The following is a 17,226-nucleotide window of genomic DNA, read 5'->3' as shown; positions in this document are numbered from 1 at the left end:
TCCTTTGCGATCGGGCCGTTTTCGTATGCGAGCGGCCCGCCCTGCCCCCCATGCACCCCTCTTCACCTTCCCCGGCCTGGACACGCCTTCCCACGGTGGACGGCGGCACGGCCGAGCGGCTGGAGATCGAGCCGGGCCTGTCCGCCGTGCGCTCGTGCTGCCTGCCGGCGCGCGACGCGGCCCAGTCCCACGCCAATCCGCCCGAAGGCGGCACGCTGGTGCTGACCGTGGGGCTGCAAGGGCGCTCGCACTACCGCAGCACGCAGGGCGAGGTGCTGGGCTTCGACGAAGGCTTCACCACCGCCGCTGCGTTCCTGGGCAGCGCGGGCGAGCGCCGCTATGCCGCCGGCGAGCGCGTGGCGCAGTTGCGCCTGCTGGTGCAGGAACAGGTGCTGGCGCGCTGGCTGGGCACCGAGGCGTGCGCGCGGCTCATGCCCGCGCGCGGCGTGCGGCCGCTGGCGTCGGCGCGCACCCCGGCGGCCAGCCTGGGCCACGCGCTGGCGCTGTACCGGGCCAGCGCCGATGCCCCGGGCCTGGCCTTGCTGGACGGGCGCATCCACGCCCTGAGCCTGCTGGCCGACCAGGTGCGCGCGCTCGGCCTGGCCGCGCACGCGCCGCCGCCCCGCCCGCGCGGCCACGCGCCGCTGGAGCGAGCCCGCGACCTGATGCGCGCGCAGATGGATCGCCCCCTGACGCTGGCCTACCTGAGCGCCGCCGTGGGCATGAGCGAGACGCGCTTCAAGGCGGGCTTTCGCGCCGCCTTCGGCATGCCGCCAGGCCAGATGCTGCTGCAGATGCGCATGGAGCGGGCCCGGGCGCTATTGGAATCGGGCTGCCAGGTGGCCCAGGCCGCGTGGCAGGTGGGCTACGCCCATCCGGGCAACTTCAGCACCGCGTATGCGCGCTACTTCGGCCATGCGCCGAAGCGCCAGGGGCGGCAGCGGTGACTCTTTTTTTCATAGCGCCTGGCGCTTGCCAGGCAAGGGCTGGGGGCCTAAAAAGCCCTGAATGCACGGATCAATGCCCGTGCCCATCCTCGTGCCCATGGTCATGCGCATGGCCGTGCGCCGCGCCGTGGTCGTGGGCGTAGCGGTGCGCCAGGCTGCTCACCGCCATCACCATCGCCATGCCCGCCAGCAGGCACACCACCTGCACCACGGTTTCGCGCGCGCTCAGGCGGCGCTGCAGTTGCGGAATCAGGTCGGCCAGCGCCACGTAGACGAAGCTGCTCGACGCCACGGCCAGGAAGTACGGCAGCCAGTCGTGCAGTTGCCCCACGAGGAAGTAGCCCGTGAGCCCGCCCAGCGCCGTCACGGCGCCGGCCAGGGACACCTTGATGAGCGCCATGCGGCGGCTGGCGCTGCTCTGGCGCAGCACCATCAGGTCGCCCATGTGGTGCGGCACCTCGTGCGCCAGCACCGACAGCGCCGCCACCAAGCCCAGGCGCATGTCGGCCATGAAGGCCGAGGCGATGAGCACGCCGTCGCCAAAGCAGTGCACGCTGTCGCCCGTGAGCACGGCCCAGCCGCCCGTGGCGGGGGCATGGTGGTGATCGTGCGCATGGCCATGGCCGTGCGCGTCACTGTGTTCATGGCCGTGGCCCGCGTGGTCGTGCCCATGCTCGTGCCCGTGGTGCCACAGCTCGGCCTTGTCGAGCAGGAAGAAGAACACCACGCCCACCAGCAGCGTGGCGAACAGGTGGCGCGCTTCCACGGCGCTCTCGAACGCCTCGGGCAGCAGGTGCATGAAGGCCGTGGCCAGCAGCGCCCCGGCCGCCAGGCTCAGCAGTTGCTGCGGGCCGACCTGGCGCTTGGGTTCGGCCAGGCCGGCGCGCATCAGGAACGCGGCCACCCAGACGCTGCCGATGCCGGCGGCCAGGGTGGCCAGGAGAATTGCTAGCAATGTCATAGCTTCTAGCGCTTTCCCCACAAGGGTCTGCGCCGGTTTTCATCAAAAAAAGCCCCGAAGGGCTTGGCGGTCAGGCCACGCCGTGCTGTTTGAACCAGGCCAGCGCCCGTTTCCAGCCGTCCTCGGCGGCTTCCTTGCGGAAGCTCGGGCGATAGTCGGCATGGAAGGCATGCGGCGCGTCGGGGTAGACCACGAACTCGGACGCCTGGGCGGCGGCCGAACCCTTGTGCAGGGCCTCTTTCATCTTATCGACCATGTCAAGCGGGATGCCGCTGTCTTTTTCGCCATACAGGCCCAGCACCGGCGCCTTGAGCGTGGCGGCCACGTCCAGCGGATGGCGCGGCGCGAGCGCGCTGGCCTCGCCCGCGAGCCGCCCGTACCAGGCCACGCCCGCCTTCACCGGGCCATGGGCCGCGTACAGCCAGGTGATGCGCCCGCCCCAGCAAAAGCCGGTGACGCCCACCCGGGCCAGGTCGCCACCGTGGGCGCCGGCCCAGCGCACGGTGGCGTCCAGGTCGCCCAGCACCTGCGCGTCGGGCACCTTGGCGACCAGCTCGCTCAGCAGGCGCGCCACCTCGGTGTACTGCGCGGGGTCGCCCTGGCGCGCGTACAGCGCCGGGGCGATGGCCAGGTAGCCCGCGTGCGCCAGGCGGCGGCACACGTCGGCTATGTATTCGTGCACGCCAAAGATTTCCTGCACCACCAGCACCACGGGCAGGCCGCTGCGGCCCTCGGGCGCGGCGCGGTAGGCGGGCATCTGGAAGCCGCCCGCGTCGATCTGCACCATGCCCGCAGCCAGCCCCTGCGCGGGCGTCTGGATGGCGGTCTGCGCCATGACCGGCGCGGCGGCGGCGGCATAGCCCGCGCCCAGCATCAGGTGCAGTGCAGCACGGCGGCTGGCGCCTCCGGCGGGCTGGCCGGGCACGAGGGCATCGAGGTCTTGCTTCAGTTCGTCAAACGCCATGGCATTGCTCCTTGAAAAAAGAAAAGAGAGGGACTGGCTTTTTACGCCATGCGCTGCGCTTTGCGCCGCCGCAACCGCCGCACGAGGCCCCAGGCCAGCCCCAGCAGCAGCAAGGCCAGCAGGAACTTGCCCAGCGCCGCAACGATGGCGGCGCCCGAGATCAGGCCGACTTGCACGGCGAAGGCGAATCCTTCCGCCAGCAGGACAGCCGTCGCCTGCTTGTCGGCCACGGATTGCTTGTCCTTCAATGCGCCTCTTCCCAGTTGCGCCCAACGCCCACCTCGGCCACCAGCGGCACCTTCAGCGCGGCCACGCCGGCCATGGTGCGCGGCACCTCGCGGCGCAGCCAGTCCACGGCGCTCTCGGGCAGCTCGAACACCAGTTCGTCGTGCACCTGCATGACCATCAGGATCTCGGGCTTCTCGGCGTCCAGGCGCGCCTGCACGGCCACCATGGCGCGCTTGATGAGGTCGGCCGCCGTGCCCTGCATGGGCGCGTTGATGGCCGCGCGCTCGGCGGCGGCGCGGCGCGGGCCGTTGGGCGAGTTGATCTCGGGCAGCACCAGGCGGCGGCCGAACACGGTTTCCACATAGCCCAGCGACTTGGCGCGGGCCTTGGTTTCCTCCATGTACTGCTGCACGCCGGGGTAGCGCTCGAAGTAGCGCTGGATGTAGTTCTTGGCGGCCTGGTTGTCCAGGCCCAGGTTCTTGGCCAGGCCGAAACTGCTCATGCCGTAGATGAGGCCGAAGTTGATGACCTTGGCATAGCGGCGCTGCTCGCTGCTGACCTGGTCCACGGGCACGCCGAACACCTCGGCCGCCGTGGCGCGGTGCACGTCCAGGCCGTGCTGGAAGGCGTGCAGCAGCGACTGGTCGCCGCTGATGTGGGCCATGATGCGCAGCTCGATCTGGCTGTAGTCGGCGCTGGCGATGACGCGCCCCGGCGGCGCCACGAAGGCTTCGCGGATGCGCCGCCCCTCGGGCGTGCGCACGGGGATGTTCTGCAGGTTCGGCTCATTGCTCGACAGGCGCCCGGTCACCGCCACGGCCTGCGCGTAGTGCGTGTGCACGCGCCCGGTGCGCGGCAGTGCCAGGGTGCCGAGCTTGTCGGTGTAGGTGCCCTTGAGCTTGCTCAAGGACCGGTGCTCCAGCAGCTTGGCGGGCAGCGGGTAGTCCTCGGCGAGCTTTTCCAGCACCTCCTCATCGGTGCTGCGCGCGCCGGTGGCGGTTTTCTTCACCACGGGCATGCCGAGCTTGTCGAAGAAGATCTCGCCGAGCTGCTTGGGGCTGGAGAGGTTGAACGGCTGGCCTGCGATCTCGTAGGCCTCCTGCTCCAGTTGCACGATGCGCTGGCCCAGCTCGTGGCTCTGCTGCGCCAGCAGCGCGGCGTCGATCAGCACGCCGTTGCGCTCCATGCGGAACAGGGTTTCGCTGCTGGCCATCTCCAGTTCGTAGATGGCGCGCAGGCGCTCGTTGGCCTGCAGCAGCGGCCACAGGGCCTGGTGCACTTCCAGCGTCTGGTCGGAGTCCTCGCACGAGTAGGCGGCGGCCTTGTCCACCGGCACCTGGGCGAACGGGATCTGGTGCACGCCCTTGCCGCACAGGTCCTCGTAGTTCAGGCCAGTGCGGCCGGTGTGGCGCTCGGCCAGGCTGGCGAGGTTGTGCGGCTTGTGCACTTCGAGCACGTAGCTCTGCAGCATGGTGTCGTGCACGTAGCCGCGCACCTCGATGCCGTGGTTGGCGAGCACGTGGCGGTCGTACTTGACGTGCTGGCCCAGCTTGGCGTGGCGCGCGTCCTCCAGCCAGGGCTTGAGGCGCGCCAGCACCTCTTCGAGCGGCAGTTGCGCCGAGGTGTCCGGCCCTTCGTGGCGCAGCGGAACGTAGGCCGCCTCGCCCGGCTGCACGCTGAAGGAGATGCCGACGATCTGCGCGCGCAGGGCGTCGAGCGAGTCGGTCTCGGTGTCCAGCGCCACCAGGTCGGCCTTCAGCAGCCGGGCCAGCCACTGGTCGAAATCGGCCCAGTTCAGGATGGTGTCGTACACCACGCTGCGCTGCTGCGCCGCCTCGGCCACGGGGCTGGCGCTGTGGTCGGCGAACAGGTCGCCGCTCTCGCCGGGCATGGCCACGGCGGGGGTGGGCGCCGGGCTGGCCTGCTGCAGCGCGCGCGCCAGGCCCTTGAAACCGTATTTTTCATAAAAACCGGCCAAAGCGCCCGTCTGCTGTGCGCCAGCAGCTATCGAATCAAGAGCAGGCAGGCCCGCCACGTGCGCGCTCAGGTCGCAGTCGGTCTTGATGGTGACGAGCTGGCGCCCGGTGGGCAGCCAGCCCAGCGTGGCGCGCAGGTTCTCGCCGGCCACGCCCTTGATCTCGCCCGCGCGGGCCATCAGCGCGTCGAGCGAGCCGTACTCGCCCAGCCACTTGGCAGCGGTCTTCGGGCCGACCTTGGGTACGCCCGGCACGTTGTCCACCGCGTCGCCCACCAGGGCCTGGAAGTCGATCATCCGCTCGGGCGGCACGCCGAACTCGGCCGTCACCCCGGCCACATCGCGCTTCTTGCCGTTCATGGTGTCGATGATGGTGATGCGCTCGTTCACCAGCTGGCTCAGGTCCTTGTCGCCGCTGGAGACCACCACCTGCACGCCCTGCCGCGCGGCCATGCACGCCAGCGTGCCGATCACGTCGTCGGCCTCGACGCCGGGAATCGCCAGCACCGTCCAGCCCAGCAGGCGCACCACCTCGTGGATGGGCTCGATCTGCGCGCGCAGCTCTTCGGGCATGGCGGGGCGGTGCGCCTTGTACTCGGGGTAGATGGCGTCGCGGAAGGTGGGGCCGCTGGCGTCGAACACGCACACCGCGTAGTCGGCCGCCACGTCCTTCTTCAGCGCCTGCAGCATGTTGACCATGCCGCGGATGGCGCCGGTGGGGCTGCTCGCCGGGTCGCCGGGCACGGCGCGCAGGTCGGGCATGGCGTGGAAGGCGCGGTACAGGTAGCTGGAGCCATCGACCAGCACCAAGGTTTTGTCTTGCGTCATGGGGGCGATTGTCACCGCAAGGAAAAGGCCGTGAAAGGCTTCACGCAACGGCACAATCCGCCGATGCCGAAGGAAACCGCCATGAAAAAACTCCTGCCCTTGCTGCTGGCCAGCGCCTGCACCCTCGCCCTGGCCGAACCGGCCTTCCAGAACGTGCCCGAGGTGCTGCAAAAGCCCCTGCTGGGCAACGGCCTCACGGCCGCGCGCATGCAGCAGGGCGTGCTGCAGCTGCAAATGGGCAAGCCCGAGGTAACCGAGCTGGTGTACGCCACCTTCGTCTTCCACAGCATCTGCGCCCCGCAGTGGCGCCAGCCGCAGGCCTTCGCCCAGGCCGGCCTGGCGCGCGTGGAACTGCTCAACGCCGATGCCAGCCAGGGCTATGCCTTCGACGCGCGCGGCGACGTGTGTGCGCGCATGGGCCAGATGGGGCAGAACTACCGCGGCCTGATCACCCAGCACACCAGCGCCTGCACGGCCCAGGGCTGCCCGCCGCAGCGCTGAGCGCTGGGACGGCGCACCCGCCTACAATCGCGCCATGCGCGCCGTTTCCACCACCCTCACGCTGCTGGCCTGCCTGGCCAGCGCCTCCGTCCTTGCCCAGAATATGGGCCAAAACAGCCCCGAAGGCGCGCCAGACAAGCGCCAGCAGCTACAAAGAGATGAGCAAAAAGACTCCCGCCTGAACCAGCGCGCCGAGCGCATCCAGGTCGAGGACGAAGGCAGCCGCGTGGACGAGCTGCGCGTGGGCGGCCAGACCCAGACCATCACCGTGCAGCCCAAGACCGGCGAGCTGCCGGCCTACGAGGTGCAGCCCGGCACCCAGAGCCCGCACACCCGCAGCCGCAGCGACAGCACCGACACCAACGGCCCGCGCGTGTGGAACGTGCTCAAGTTCTGACGCGCGCGCCCCCCCTCCTTCCTCACCTTCCCCGACCGAATTTCCGGATTGCAGGCGCCATGGCGCGCCTGTTCGCACCATGGCTGTTTTCACCGAAGTTTCCGAAGACGCAGCGCAGGCGCTGCTGCAACGCCTGTCATTGGGCCGGCTCACGGGCCTGCGCGGCATCGAGGGCGGCATCGAGAACACCAACTACTTCCTCAGCACCGACCAGGGCGAATGGGTGCTGACCCTGTTCGAGCGCCTGAGCGCCGAGCAACTGCCCTTCTACCTGTACCTGATGAAGCACCTGGCGCACAAGGGCATCCCCGTGCCGGACCCGCAGGCCGACCGGGAGAGCGGCGACATCCTGCACCAGGTGTGCGGCAAGCCCGCCGCCATCGTGCAAAAGCTCGCCGGCAAGAGCCAGCTGGCCCCGGCCTCCGTGCACTGCGCAGCCGTGGGCGCGATGCTGGCGCGCATGCACCTGGCCGGGCGCGGCTACGAACGCAGCCAGCCCAACCTGCGCGGCCTGCCGTGGTGGAACGAGACCGTGCCCGTGGTGCTGCCCTACCTGCAGGAGGCGCAGAGCGCCCTGCTGCGCGCCGAGCTGGCGTACCAGAACCACGTGGCCGCCGGCAGCAGCTACGCGGCGCTGCCGCGCGGCCCGGTGCATGCCGACCTGTTCCGCGACAACGTGATGTTCGACGGCGAGCGGCTCACGGGCTTCTTCGACTTCTACTTCGCCGGGGTGGACACCTTCCTGTTCGACCTGGCCGTGTGCCTGAACGACTGGTGCATCGACCTGCCCACGGGCGCGCACGACGGCGCACGCGCCCAGGCCATGCTGGCCGCCTACCAGGCGGTGCGCCCGCTCAGCGCCGCCGAGCGCGCGCTGCTGCCCGCCATGGCGCGCGCCGGGGCGCTGCGCTTCTGGATCTCGCGCCTGTGGGACTTCCACCTGCCGCGCGAGGCCAGCATGCTGAAGGCCCACGACCCGGCACACTTCGAGCGCGTGCTGCGCGCGCGCGTTGACCACCCCTTGCACATGGACGCATAGACTCCCAGGCCATGAAACTTCGCATCGTCCCCGCCTACACCGGCGTGAAATGGGTGCAGCTCGGCGTGCGCGCGTTCTGGCGCCAGCCGCTGGCGCTGGCAGCGCTGTTTTTCATGACCATGGCCGCCATGTCGCTGGCCACGCTGGTGCCGCTGGTGGGCGCGCCCATCGCGCTGGCGCTGCTGCCCTCGGCCACGCTGGCCATGATGGTGGCCACGGCCGAGACGCAGCAGGGCCGCTTTCCCACGCCCGCGCTGCTGCTGGTGGCGTTTCGCACCGGGCAGCAGCGCCTGCGCGCCATGCTGGCGCTGGGCGGCATGTACGCTGTGGGCTTCCTGGGCATCATGGGCCTGTCGGCACTGGTGGACGGCGGGCAGTTCGCCCAGGTCTACTTCGGCGGCGCCAGGCTGACGCCGGAGGTGGCCGAAAGCCCCGCCTTCCAGGGCGCGATGTGGCTGTCGGTGCTGCTGTACCTGCCGCTGTCGCTGCTGTTCTGGCACGCGCCCGGCCTGGTGCACTGGCACGGCGTGCCGCCGGTCAAGGCGCTGTTCTTCAGCCTCGTGGCCTGCGTGCGCAACTTCGGCGCCTTCACGGTCTTCGGCCTGGCCTGGATGGGCGTGTTCCTGGCCGTGGGCATGGTGGTGGCGCTGGTCACCGGGCTGCTGTCGCTGGCCATCGGCACCGCCGCCGGGGGCATCATGGTCGGCGCGGCCATGGTGCTGGCGGCCATGTTCTTCAGCTCGGTGGTGTTCACCTTCCGCGACTGCTTCGAGCCGCCCGAGCAGTACCTGCAGGCGGCGCCCGAGCCCGCCGCGGAAGACGCGCCCCCGCCGCCGCCCGTGGACTGACCGTCCCGCGCCCCCCCAGCACAACCCGGCCCTGGCCGGGTTTTTCTTTGCCTTCACGGATCTGTCACACGGGCTTCCTAGCATGGGCCGCGGCAGCCGTGATGGACGGCGCCTGTTCCTTCCGTTCTTGACCACATAACGACCCCACCATGTCCCATACCCCCCAGCCCACGCGCCGCAAGGCCCTGCAATTCCTGGCCAGTGCCCCCCTGCTGCCCCTCGGCTCCACCGCCACGGCCGCGCTGCTGGCCACGGGTTGCGGCGGTGGCGGCAGCAGCAGCGCCGCATTCGCCTCGGCATCCTTTACCTCGATGGCCGCCCCCACGCTGGCCAACGCCGCCGCCATGGCCACGACCACGGTGGGCTCGGCGCTGGACGTGAAGTTCAGCGACGGCAGCGCGCAGTCGTACCAGCTGGCCTACCAGCCCTTCTTCATCACCGGCGACCTGGTGGCCGACGGCAAGGGTGGCAAGATCCTGGCCGGCGGCTACGTGGACATCCGCAACCAGCCCATCATCGACAAGAGCGTGGCGGGCGCCGAGCGCCAGTTCTTCTCCGACTCGCCCGACGGCACTTCGCTGCTCACCGTACCCAATGCCAAGGTGGACGGCGTGAAGGGCAAGCCGGTGTTCGCCGTGGTGCAGTTCGAGTACACCACCTGGGCGCAGGACGGCAAGACCGACATGTATGGCAAGCTGCCCTCGCCCATCGCCGTGCTCACGCTGGACCAGGACCAGGCCACCGGCAAGCTGAGCCTGGTGAAGTACCACAACGTGGACACCTCCAAGGTGCACGGCCTGTGGATCACCTGCGGCGCCAGCCTCTCGCCCTGGGGCACCCACCTGTCGAGCGAGGAGTACGAGCCCGACGCCTTCACCGCCGCCAGCAACGCGCAGTTCAAGGCCTACAGCCAGAACCTGTACGGCAGCGAGACGGCAGCCAACCCGTACCACTACGGCCACATGCCCGAGGTGACGGTGAACCCCGATGGCACCGGCAGCATCAAGAAGCACTTCTGCATGGGCCGCATCTCGCACGAGCTGGTGCAGGTGATGCCCGACCAGCGCACCGCGCTGATGGGCGACGACGCCACCAACAGCGCCTACTTCGTCTTCGTGGCCGACAAGGAGAAGGACCTGTCCTCCGGCACGCTGTACGCCGCCAAGGTGGGCGCGGGCTTCTCCATCGACCCGGCCTCGGGCAGCGCCGCGCCGCTCACCTGGATCAAGCTGGGGTCGGCCACCAGCGCCGAGATCGAGAATCTGGCCAACACGCTCAAGCCCGCCGACATCATGAGCGTGCAATCCAAGGATCCCGGCGACGCCAGCTACACCAAGATCGTGGCCAACGGCAAGACCGAGTGGATCAAGATCAATCCCGGCATGGACAAGGCCGCCGCCTTCCTGGAAACCCATCGCTACGCCGCATACAAAGGCGCCAGCATGGGCTTCACCAAGATGGAGGGCACCACCGTCAACGCCAGGGACAAGGTGGCCTACTCGGCGCTGCAGAACTGCGAAAAGTCCATGGTGGCCGGCGACGCCGCGAACGTGCCGGGCAACGGCATCTCCATCCCCAAGCAGCTCAAGGCCGGCGTGGTGATGGCACTGAACCTGCGCGGCGGCCAGAAGGACACCGCCGGCGCCGCCATCAACAGCGAGTGGATGCCCGTGGACACCAAGGCCCTGCTGGCCGGCGAGGACATCGCCGCCGACGCGCTGGGCAACACCGGCAACCCGAACAAGGTCTGCAACCCCGACAACCTCAAGTTCTCGGAGAAGCTGCGCACCCTGTTCATCGGCGAGGACAGCAGCCAGCACGTGAACAACTTCCTGTGGGCCTACAACGTCGACACCAAGCAGCTCGCGCGCCTCATGTCGATCCCCGCGGGCGGCGAATCGACCGGCCTGCACGCCGTGGACGAGATCAACGGCTGGACCTACATCATGAGCAATTTCCAGCACGCCGGTGACTGGGGCGGCATCCACAACGTGGTGAAAGACACACTGGATCCGCTGATCAAGGCCAATTACAAGAACAAGGCCGGCGCCGCCGTGGGCTACCTGACCGGCAGCGCCAAACAACCCACCCTGTAAGACGCCCAGCGCGGCTCACGCCGCGCATGCGCAGCACGACCCGGCCCCGGCCGGGTTTTTTCATGGGCCCCGTCACACCCCCGTCATGCACGCCTTCTAGATTTGCCCGCAGATCAACCAACGACTCCATCGAGGGCAATCCAATGAAGCTGAAATTGTTGTGTGCGGCGCTGGCAGGCGCATCCGTGCTGGTCACCGCCTGCGGGGGGAGCGACGGCGATGGCGGCAGCACACCCGTGCCGCAAACCCCGACCAAGAACGTGCTGTTCTTCCTCGGCGACGGCATGGGCATCACCACGCTGACGGCTGCGCGCATCTACAGCGTGGGCGAGACGGGCGAGCTGACCATGGACCAGTTGCCCGAGACCGCCTTCGTGCACACCTACTCGAACGACGGCCAGGTGACCGACAGCGCGCCCTCGATGGCCGCCTACATGACCGGCGTGAAGATGAACAACGAGGTCATCTCCATGTCGCCCGAGACCCGCGCCACCGGCGCCGACGGCAAGCCCTACCACGTCAAGTACGACAGCACCTGCCCTGCCAGCGGCAACGGCACGGCGGTGGAAACGCTGCTGGAGCAAATGAAGGCTGCCGGCTACGGCACCGGCGTGGTGACGACCACGCGCATCACCCACGCCACGCCCGCCACCACCTATGCGCACGTGTGCCACCGCGACGCCGAGAACACCATCGCCGCGGCCCTGGTGCCCGGCGGCGCGGGCTACAACGCCAAGCTGGGCGACGGCATCGACGTGGTCTTCGGCGGCGGCACGAACTACTTCACGCCCGCCACCGCTGGCGGCCGGCGCAACGATGGGCGCGACCTGATCGCCGAGCTGCAGAAGGCCAAGTACAGCTTCGCCGCCGACAAGGCCGCGTTCGACAAGCTGCCCGTGGACGGCAGCACAAAAATAGCCGGCCTGTTCACCAAGGACCACATGGCCTACGACCTGGACCGCGACGGATCCAGGGAGCCCAGCCTGTCCGAGATGACCGGCAAGGCCATCGACGCGCTGGCCGCGAAGAAGAAGGGCTTCTTCCTGATGGTGGAAGGCGGGCGCATCGACCACGCGCTGCACGCCACCAACGCGCGCCGCGCGCTGCAGGACACCGTGGCCTTCGACAACGCCATCAAGACCGCGCTGGCGAAGATGCAAGCCGTCGACCCCGGGCTGAAGAACACGCTGGTCGTCGTCACCGCCGACCACGACCACACGCTGCAGATGAACGGCTACGCCAGGATCACCGGCAAGACCGCGCCCGGCAACCCTGGCGTGCTGGGCCTGGTGAAGGACTACGTGAAGGGCGCGCCCTCGAAGGATGTCGATGGCAACCCCTACACCGTGCTGGGCTTCGGCAACGGCCCGGGCTACAAGCCCGTGCGCGCCCCGATCAGCAGCGCCGAGCTGGAGAGCGCCGACTACCTGCAGGAAGCCGTGGTGCCCATGCCCTCGGGCGGCGAGACGCACGGCGGCGGCGACGTGTTCCTGGGCGCCACCGGCCTGGGCGCGGACAACTTCAGCGGCGTGCTGACCAACCACGAGGTGTTCGGCCTCATCAAGAAGTCCCTCGGCCTGTAAGCCAGCGCCCCGCACAACACAAGGAATCCACACATGAACTCCGCAATCCGCAAGACCGCGCTGGCCGTGGCACTGCTGGCATCGGGCGCGGCCCAGGCCGCCGGCGAGGCCAAGAACGTCATCTTCTTCCTGGGCGACGGCATGGGCCCGGTCACCGTCACGGCCGCGCGCATCTACAAGGGCGAGAAGGAAATCGCCGCCGGCAACCCCGCCAAGCTGCCCACCAGCGAGCGCGCCAAGCTCGCCATGCAGACGCTGCCCTACGCCGCGCGCATCAAGACCTTCTCGCGCGACGCCCAGACCACCGACAGCGCGCCCTCCATGGCCGCGTACATGACCGGCGTGAAGATGAACAACGAGGTCATCTCCATGTCCGCCGAGACTTCGGCCTATGACGCCAAAGGCGCGCAGTACTACAAGGACGAGAACTCCACCTGCCCGGCCGACAATGGCTCGCCCGCCGTCACGCTGCTGGAGCTGTCGAAGGCCCAGGGCCGCGCCGTGGGCGCGGTCTCGACCACGCGCGTCGGCCACGCCACGCCGGCCACCACCTACGCCCACGTCTGCAATCGCAATGCCTACAACACCATCGCCGAGCAGTCGGTGACCGCGGGCCTCGACGTGCTCATGGGCGGCGGCCAGCGCAACTACCTGCCCAAGGCAGCCAATCCGTCCAGCAAGCGCACGGACACGCGCAACCTGGTGCAGGAAATGCAGGGCAACGGCTACACCTACGTGAGCAAGGGCAGCGAACTGGCCGCGCTCGACACCAGCAAGGCCACCCGCCTGCTGGGCCTGTTCTCGCAAAGCGAGATGGCCTACGAACTCGACCGCGTGAACCAGAAGCTCGACCAGCCCAGCCTGTCCGACATGGCCACCAAGGCGCTCGACGTGCTGAGCCGCAACGACAAGGGCTTCTTCCTGATGGTGGAAGGCGGCCGCATCGACCACGCCCTGCACGGCACCAACGCCAAGCGCGCGCTGGAAGACACGCTGGCCTTCGACAAGGCCATCGAGAACGTGCGCGCCTACATGGAGAAGAAGGACCCCGGCCTGAAGAACACGCTGATCGTGGTGACGGCCGACCATGACCACGCCATCGCCTTCAACGGCTACACCAGGATCGGCTCGCCGATTCTCGGCAAGGCCATCGACTACCAGACCGGCAAGCCCGCCCTGGCCGCAGACGGCAAACCCTACACCACCTTGGTGTTCGGCAACGGCGGGCGCCCCACGGCGACCACGCAGGCCAACGACGAAGACGGCGGCAAGCCCTGGGTTGCCCCCGCACGCGGCGCGGGCCGCGAGGACCTGACCAACGTGGACACCACGCAGGACAACTTCCTGCAGGAAGTCAACATCAACCTGGGCTCGCCCGGCTCCGAAACGCACGGCGGCGGCGACGTGATGCTGTTCGCTGGCGGCGCGGGCGCCAAGATCTTCAAGGGCACCATGGACAACACCAAGGTGTTCGGCAAGGTCAAGGAAGCGGCCGGACTGTAACCCCACGCTTTGAGTGAAACCGGCTGCCCGCGCTTGTCCATCAAGCGCGGGCAGCTATGCTTTTGATAGTTCCATGAAATACTCCCCCCTCCTGCTTGCCGCCGCGCTGTGGCTGCCGCCGGCCACATTCGCCCAGCCCGCGCAAGGCCCTGGCGGCGCGGTGCAGGCCGCCACGGCGGCCATGAAGGCCGCGCCGCCCATCGACCTGCGCGTGACCTACCACACCCGCACCATCGGCCGCGACGGCGTGCTGCGCCAGGCCACGCACACCAACCACGTCCACCGCCGCGTCGGCATGGTGTGGACCGAGCGCGAGCTGCCCGCCGCGCTGCGCCAGAGCCAGGGCCACGGCCATGACCACAGCCACGGCCCGCACGCCGGCCACGCGCACGACGAAGCCAACGGCGCCCCGCTGCGCGTGAGCCGCAGCGACGACGGCCAGGAGAAGGTCGAAGTCATCCTGGCCAGCATGCGCCGCGTGATCGAGGTCGACCGCGCGCACCACGGCAACGTGGGCTACGGCGGCGCGTGGGACACGCAGTACTGGCTGGTGCCGCCCGCCGCCCTGCAGCGCATGGAGCGCGTGGGGCCGCCCAAGGCGGGCGTGCAGCGCTACCGGCAACGGCAGGGCGAGGCCACCACCACCGTGGACTGGGACGTGGCGGGCCAGTACCCGCGCAGGATCGAACGCACCGACGCGCACGGCACCGATTCCACCCTGGTCACCGCCACACGCCTGCCCGCCCCGGCCGTGGCGCCCTGGCAGGCCAGCGAGGCATTCGAGCGCGGCGATTATTCGGACCTGCTCGACTGACAGTTTCCCGCGTCACTCCACCACCGTCAGCTTGGCCACCGACAGCGCCAGCCACTTGGTGCCGTGGCGCGGGAAGTGCACCTGCGCGCGCGCGTCGTCGCCCGTGCCTTCGATGGCCAGCACCTTGCCTTCGCCGAACTTGGTGTGGAACACGGCGAGCCCCGCGCGCAGGCCGTGCGAGGTGGCCTTGGGCGGCGGCGGCGCGCTGGCGTAGCTGTCGGATTTGAAGCCAAATCGGCCTCCAGGGCTTGTCCCATAAGCGCTACCAGCTCCTGAATTGGGAGCAAAAGAGCCGAAGCCCTGCTGCTTGGGCGTGATCCACTTGAGCGCTTCCTCGGGCAGTTCGTCGAAGAAGCGGCTCTTGACGTTGTAGCGCGTCTGGCCGTGCAGCAGGCGCGTTTGCGCGTGGCTCAGGTACAGGCGCTGGCGCGCGCGGGTGATGGCCACGTACATCAGGCGGCGCTCTTCCTCCAGGCCGTCGCGGTCGCTGGAGGCGTTGTCGTGCGGGAACAGGCCCTCTTCCAGCCCGCCGATGAACACGGCGTCGAACTCCAGCCCCTTGCTGGCGTGCACGGTCATGAGCTGCACGGCGTCCTGCCCGGCCTGGGCCTGGTTGTCGCCCGCTTCCAGCGCGGCGTGGGTGAGGAAGGCAACCAGGGGCGAGAGGGTTTCGCCGGTGTCGGCGTCGATGATGCCGGCGGCGGGGCGCAGCGGCTCGTCGAGCTGCGGCGCGTCCGGGTCCAGGCCCTGGCTGACGGGGCTTTGCGTGAGCGGCTGGCCGTGCTCGTCCAGCGGCAGGGCCACGGCGTCGCGGCCGAAGCCTTCCTGGGTGACGAAGCTCTCGGCGGCGTTGACCAGTTCCTGCAGGTTCTCGATGCGGTCGGCGCCTTCCCTCTCGGTGCGGAAGTGCTCCACCAGCCCGCTGGATTCGAGCATCTGCTCGATGATGCCGCGCAGCGACAGGCCCTGCGTCTGCTCGCGCAGCACATCGACCAGCACCACGAAGGCGCCCAGGTTGGCGCCCGCCTTGCCGGGCACGGCGCTCACGGCGTCGTGCAGCGAGCAGCCGGCCTGGCGCGCGGCGTCCTGCAGCACCTCGAGCGTGCGCGCGCCGATGCCGCGCGGCGGGAAGTTGACCACGCGCAGGAAGCTGGTGTCGTCGTGCGGGTTCTCCAGCAGGCGCAGGTAGGCCAGCGCGTGCTTGATTTCGGCGCGCTCGAAGAAGCGCAGGCCGCCGTACACGCGGTAGGGCACGCTGGCGTTGAAGAGCTGCGATTCGATCACCCGGCTTTGCGCGTTGCTGCGGTAGAGCACGGCGATTTCCTTGCGCGCCAGGCCGTCGTTCCTCACCAGTTGCCGGATCTCATCGACCATCCACTGCGCCTCGGCCAGGTCGGTCGCGGCTTCGTACACGCGCACGGGCTCGCCCGCGCCCTGCGTGGTGCGCAGGTTCTTGCCCAGGCGGCGGCTGTTGTGGCTGATGAGGTGGTTGGCCGAGTCGAGGATGTTGCTGTAGCTGCGGTAGTTCTGCTCCAGCTTGATCTGGTGCGCCACGGCGAACTCGCGCACGAAGTCGGCCATGTTGCCCACGCGCGCACCGCGGAAGGCGTAGATGCTCTGGTCGTCGTCGCCCACGGCCATCACGCAGCCGTGGGTCTGCAGGCGGCCATCCGCCTCGTCGCCCGCCATCTGCCTGAGCCACAGGTACTGCAGGCGGTTGGTGTCCTGGAACTCATCGACCAGGATGTGGCGAAAGCGGTGCTGGTAGTGCGCGCGGATCGGGTCGTTGTCACGCAGCAGCTCGTAGGAGCGCAGCATCAGCTCGCCGAAGTCCACCACGCCTTCGCGCTGGCATTGTTCTTCGTAGAGCTGGTAGACCTCCACCTTCTTGCGGCTGTCGGCATCGTGCGCGGGCACGTCGCGCGGGCGCATGCCCTCTTCCTTGCAGTTGGCGATGAAGTAGGCCAGCTGCTTGGGCGGAAAGCGCTCTTCGTCCACGTTGAACTGCTTGCACAGGCGCTTGATGGCGGAGAGCTGGTCCTGCGTGTCGAGGATCTGGAACGCCTGCGGCAGGTTCGCCGCCTTGTGGTGCGCGCGCAGCAGGCGGTTGCACAGGCCGTGGAAGGTGCCGATCCACATGCCGCGCACGTTCACCGGCAGCATGGCCGTGAGGCGCGCCACCATTTCCTTGGCGGCCTTGTTGGTGAAGGTCACGGCCAGGATGCCGCCCGGCGTGGCGTGGCCGTTCTGCAGCAGCCAGGCGATGCGCGTGGTGAGCACGCGCGTCTTGCCCGAGCCCGCGCCGGCCAGGATGAGCGCGTGGCCCGAAGGCAGGGTGACGGCGGCGAGCTGCTCGGGGTTGAGGCCCTGCAGCAGCGGCGCGGCAGGGGCGGAAAGCGGGTCTTGGGAATGCATGCGGGGATTGTAGAAACCCCCTCGCACCCCGCCGCCGCGGGCAGGTATAGAATCAATCACCGGGCCCAAGTTTCTTGACGCCCGGTTTTTTGTGCCTGTGCAACCAGGGTTCGGCGCCAGCTTGTAC

14 protein-coding genes are annotated in these 17,226 nt (G+C 69.1%); 9 read left to right on the top strand and 5 right to left on the bottom strand.

Annotated features, from left to right (window positions below; translation table 11 throughout):
- The first annotated feature begins 50 nt into the window (after positions 1 to 50).
- Positions 51 to 947: a helix-turn-helix transcriptional regulator gene (locus tag YS110_19705; GenBank protein ID UJB66832.1), complete on the top strand. Its 897-nt coding sequence runs from the start codon at positions 51 to 53 to the stop codon at positions 945 to 947.
- Between the two features lie 70 nt (positions 948 to 1,017).
- On the opposite strand, the gene YS110_19700 is transcribed toward YS110_19705, so the two are convergent.
- From YS110_19700 to polA, 4 genes are all read right to left on the bottom strand, one after another.
- A complete protein-coding gene (locus YS110_19700; protein UJB66831.1) occupies positions 1,018 to 1,908 on the bottom strand; it encodes a ZIP family metal transporter in 891 nt (296 codons plus the stop codon).
- A 70-nt stretch (positions 1,909 to 1,978) separates the two neighbouring features.
- Entirely contained in the window at positions 1,979 to 2,872 is an 894-nt protein-coding gene (locus tag YS110_19695) for a dienelactone hydrolase family protein (protein ID UJB66830.1), read from the bottom strand.
- A 41-nt stretch (positions 2,873 to 2,913) separates the two neighbouring features.
- A complete protein-coding gene (locus YS110_19690) occupies positions 2,914 to 3,120 on the bottom strand; it encodes a hypothetical protein (protein ID UJB66829.1) in 207 nt (68 codons plus the stop codon).
- The gene (gene polA / locus YS110_19685; protein ID UJB66828.1) at positions 3,117 to 5,903 is read right to left on the bottom strand and encodes a DNA polymerase I; all 2,787 of its coding nucleotides are present in this window, start codon (positions 5,901 to 5,903) and stop codon (positions 3,117 to 3,119) included. Before polA ends, YS110_19690 begins: the two co-directional genes overlap by 4 nt.
- An 81-nt stretch (positions 5,904 to 5,984) precedes the next feature.
- On the opposite strand from polA, the gene YS110_19680 reads away from it, so the two are divergent.
- The 8 genes from YS110_19680 (at position 5,985) to YS110_19645 (ending at position 14,684) form a co-directional block, all read left to right on the top strand.
- A complete protein-coding gene (locus tag YS110_19680; protein ID UJB66827.1) occupies positions 5,985 to 6,404 on the top strand; it encodes a hypothetical protein in 420 nt (139 codons plus the stop codon).
- A 34-nt stretch (positions 6,405 to 6,438) separates the two neighbouring features.
- Positions 6,439 to 6,801: a hypothetical protein gene (locus YS110_19675; protein UJB66826.1), complete on the top strand. Its 363-nt coding sequence runs from the start codon at positions 6,439 to 6,441 to the stop codon at positions 6,799 to 6,801.
- A 79-nt stretch (positions 6,802 to 6,880) separates the two neighbouring features.
- Positions 6,881 to 7,840: a homoserine kinase gene (locus YS110_19670; protein UJB66825.1), complete on the top strand. Its 960-nt coding sequence runs from the start codon at positions 6,881 to 6,883 to the stop codon at positions 7,838 to 7,840.
- 11 nt (positions 7,841 to 7,851) lie between these two features.
- Positions 7,852 to 8,688 carry a hypothetical protein gene (locus YS110_19665; GenBank protein UJB66824.1) on the top strand — a complete coding sequence of 279 codons (837 nt, stop codon included), beginning with the start codon at positions 7,852 to 7,854 and terminating at the stop codon, positions 8,686 to 8,688.
- A 149-nt stretch (positions 8,689 to 8,837) separates the two neighbouring features.
- Positions 8,838 to 10,784 (top strand): DUF839 domain-containing protein, encoded by a 1,947-nt coding sequence (locus YS110_19660; GenBank protein UJB66823.1) that lies wholly within the window; start codon positions 8,838 to 8,840, stop codon positions 10,782 to 10,784.
- A gap of 143 nt (positions 10,785 to 10,927) precedes the next feature.
- A complete protein-coding gene (locus tag YS110_19655) occupies positions 10,928 to 12,367 on the top strand; it encodes an alkaline phosphatase (GenBank protein UJB66822.1) in 1,440 nt (479 codons plus the stop codon).
- 33 nt (positions 12,368 to 12,400) lie between these two features.
- Positions 12,401 to 13,870 carry an alkaline phosphatase gene (locus tag YS110_19650; GenBank protein ID UJB66821.1) on the top strand — a complete coding sequence of 490 codons (1,470 nt, stop codon included), beginning with the start codon at positions 12,401 to 12,403 and terminating at the stop codon, positions 13,868 to 13,870.
- A 73-nt stretch (positions 13,871 to 13,943) separates the two neighbouring features.
- Complete coding sequence (locus YS110_19645) at positions 13,944 to 14,684, top strand: hypothetical protein (GenBank protein ID UJB66820.1); 741 nt, start codon at positions 13,944 to 13,946, stop codon at positions 14,682 to 14,684.
- Between the two features lie 12 nt (positions 14,685 to 14,696).
- Here YS110_19645 and YS110_19640 read toward each other — a convergent pair whose 3' ends face one another.
- Positions 14,697 to 17,099 carry a UvrD-helicase domain-containing protein gene (locus YS110_19640; protein UJB66819.1) on the bottom strand — a complete coding sequence of 801 codons (2,403 nt, stop codon included), beginning with the start codon at positions 17,097 to 17,099 and terminating at the stop codon, positions 14,697 to 14,699.
- Between the last annotated feature and the right edge of the window lie 127 nt (positions 17,100 to 17,226).

The sequence above is a fragment of the Acidovorax sp. YS12 genome (assembly GCA_021496925.1).
Lineage (GTDB): Bacteria > Pseudomonadota > Gammaproteobacteria > Burkholderiales > Burkholderiaceae_C > Paenacidovorax.
Note: the sequence above shows the minus strand (reverse complement) of the source record. Positions and strands in the feature narration are given on the sequence as shown.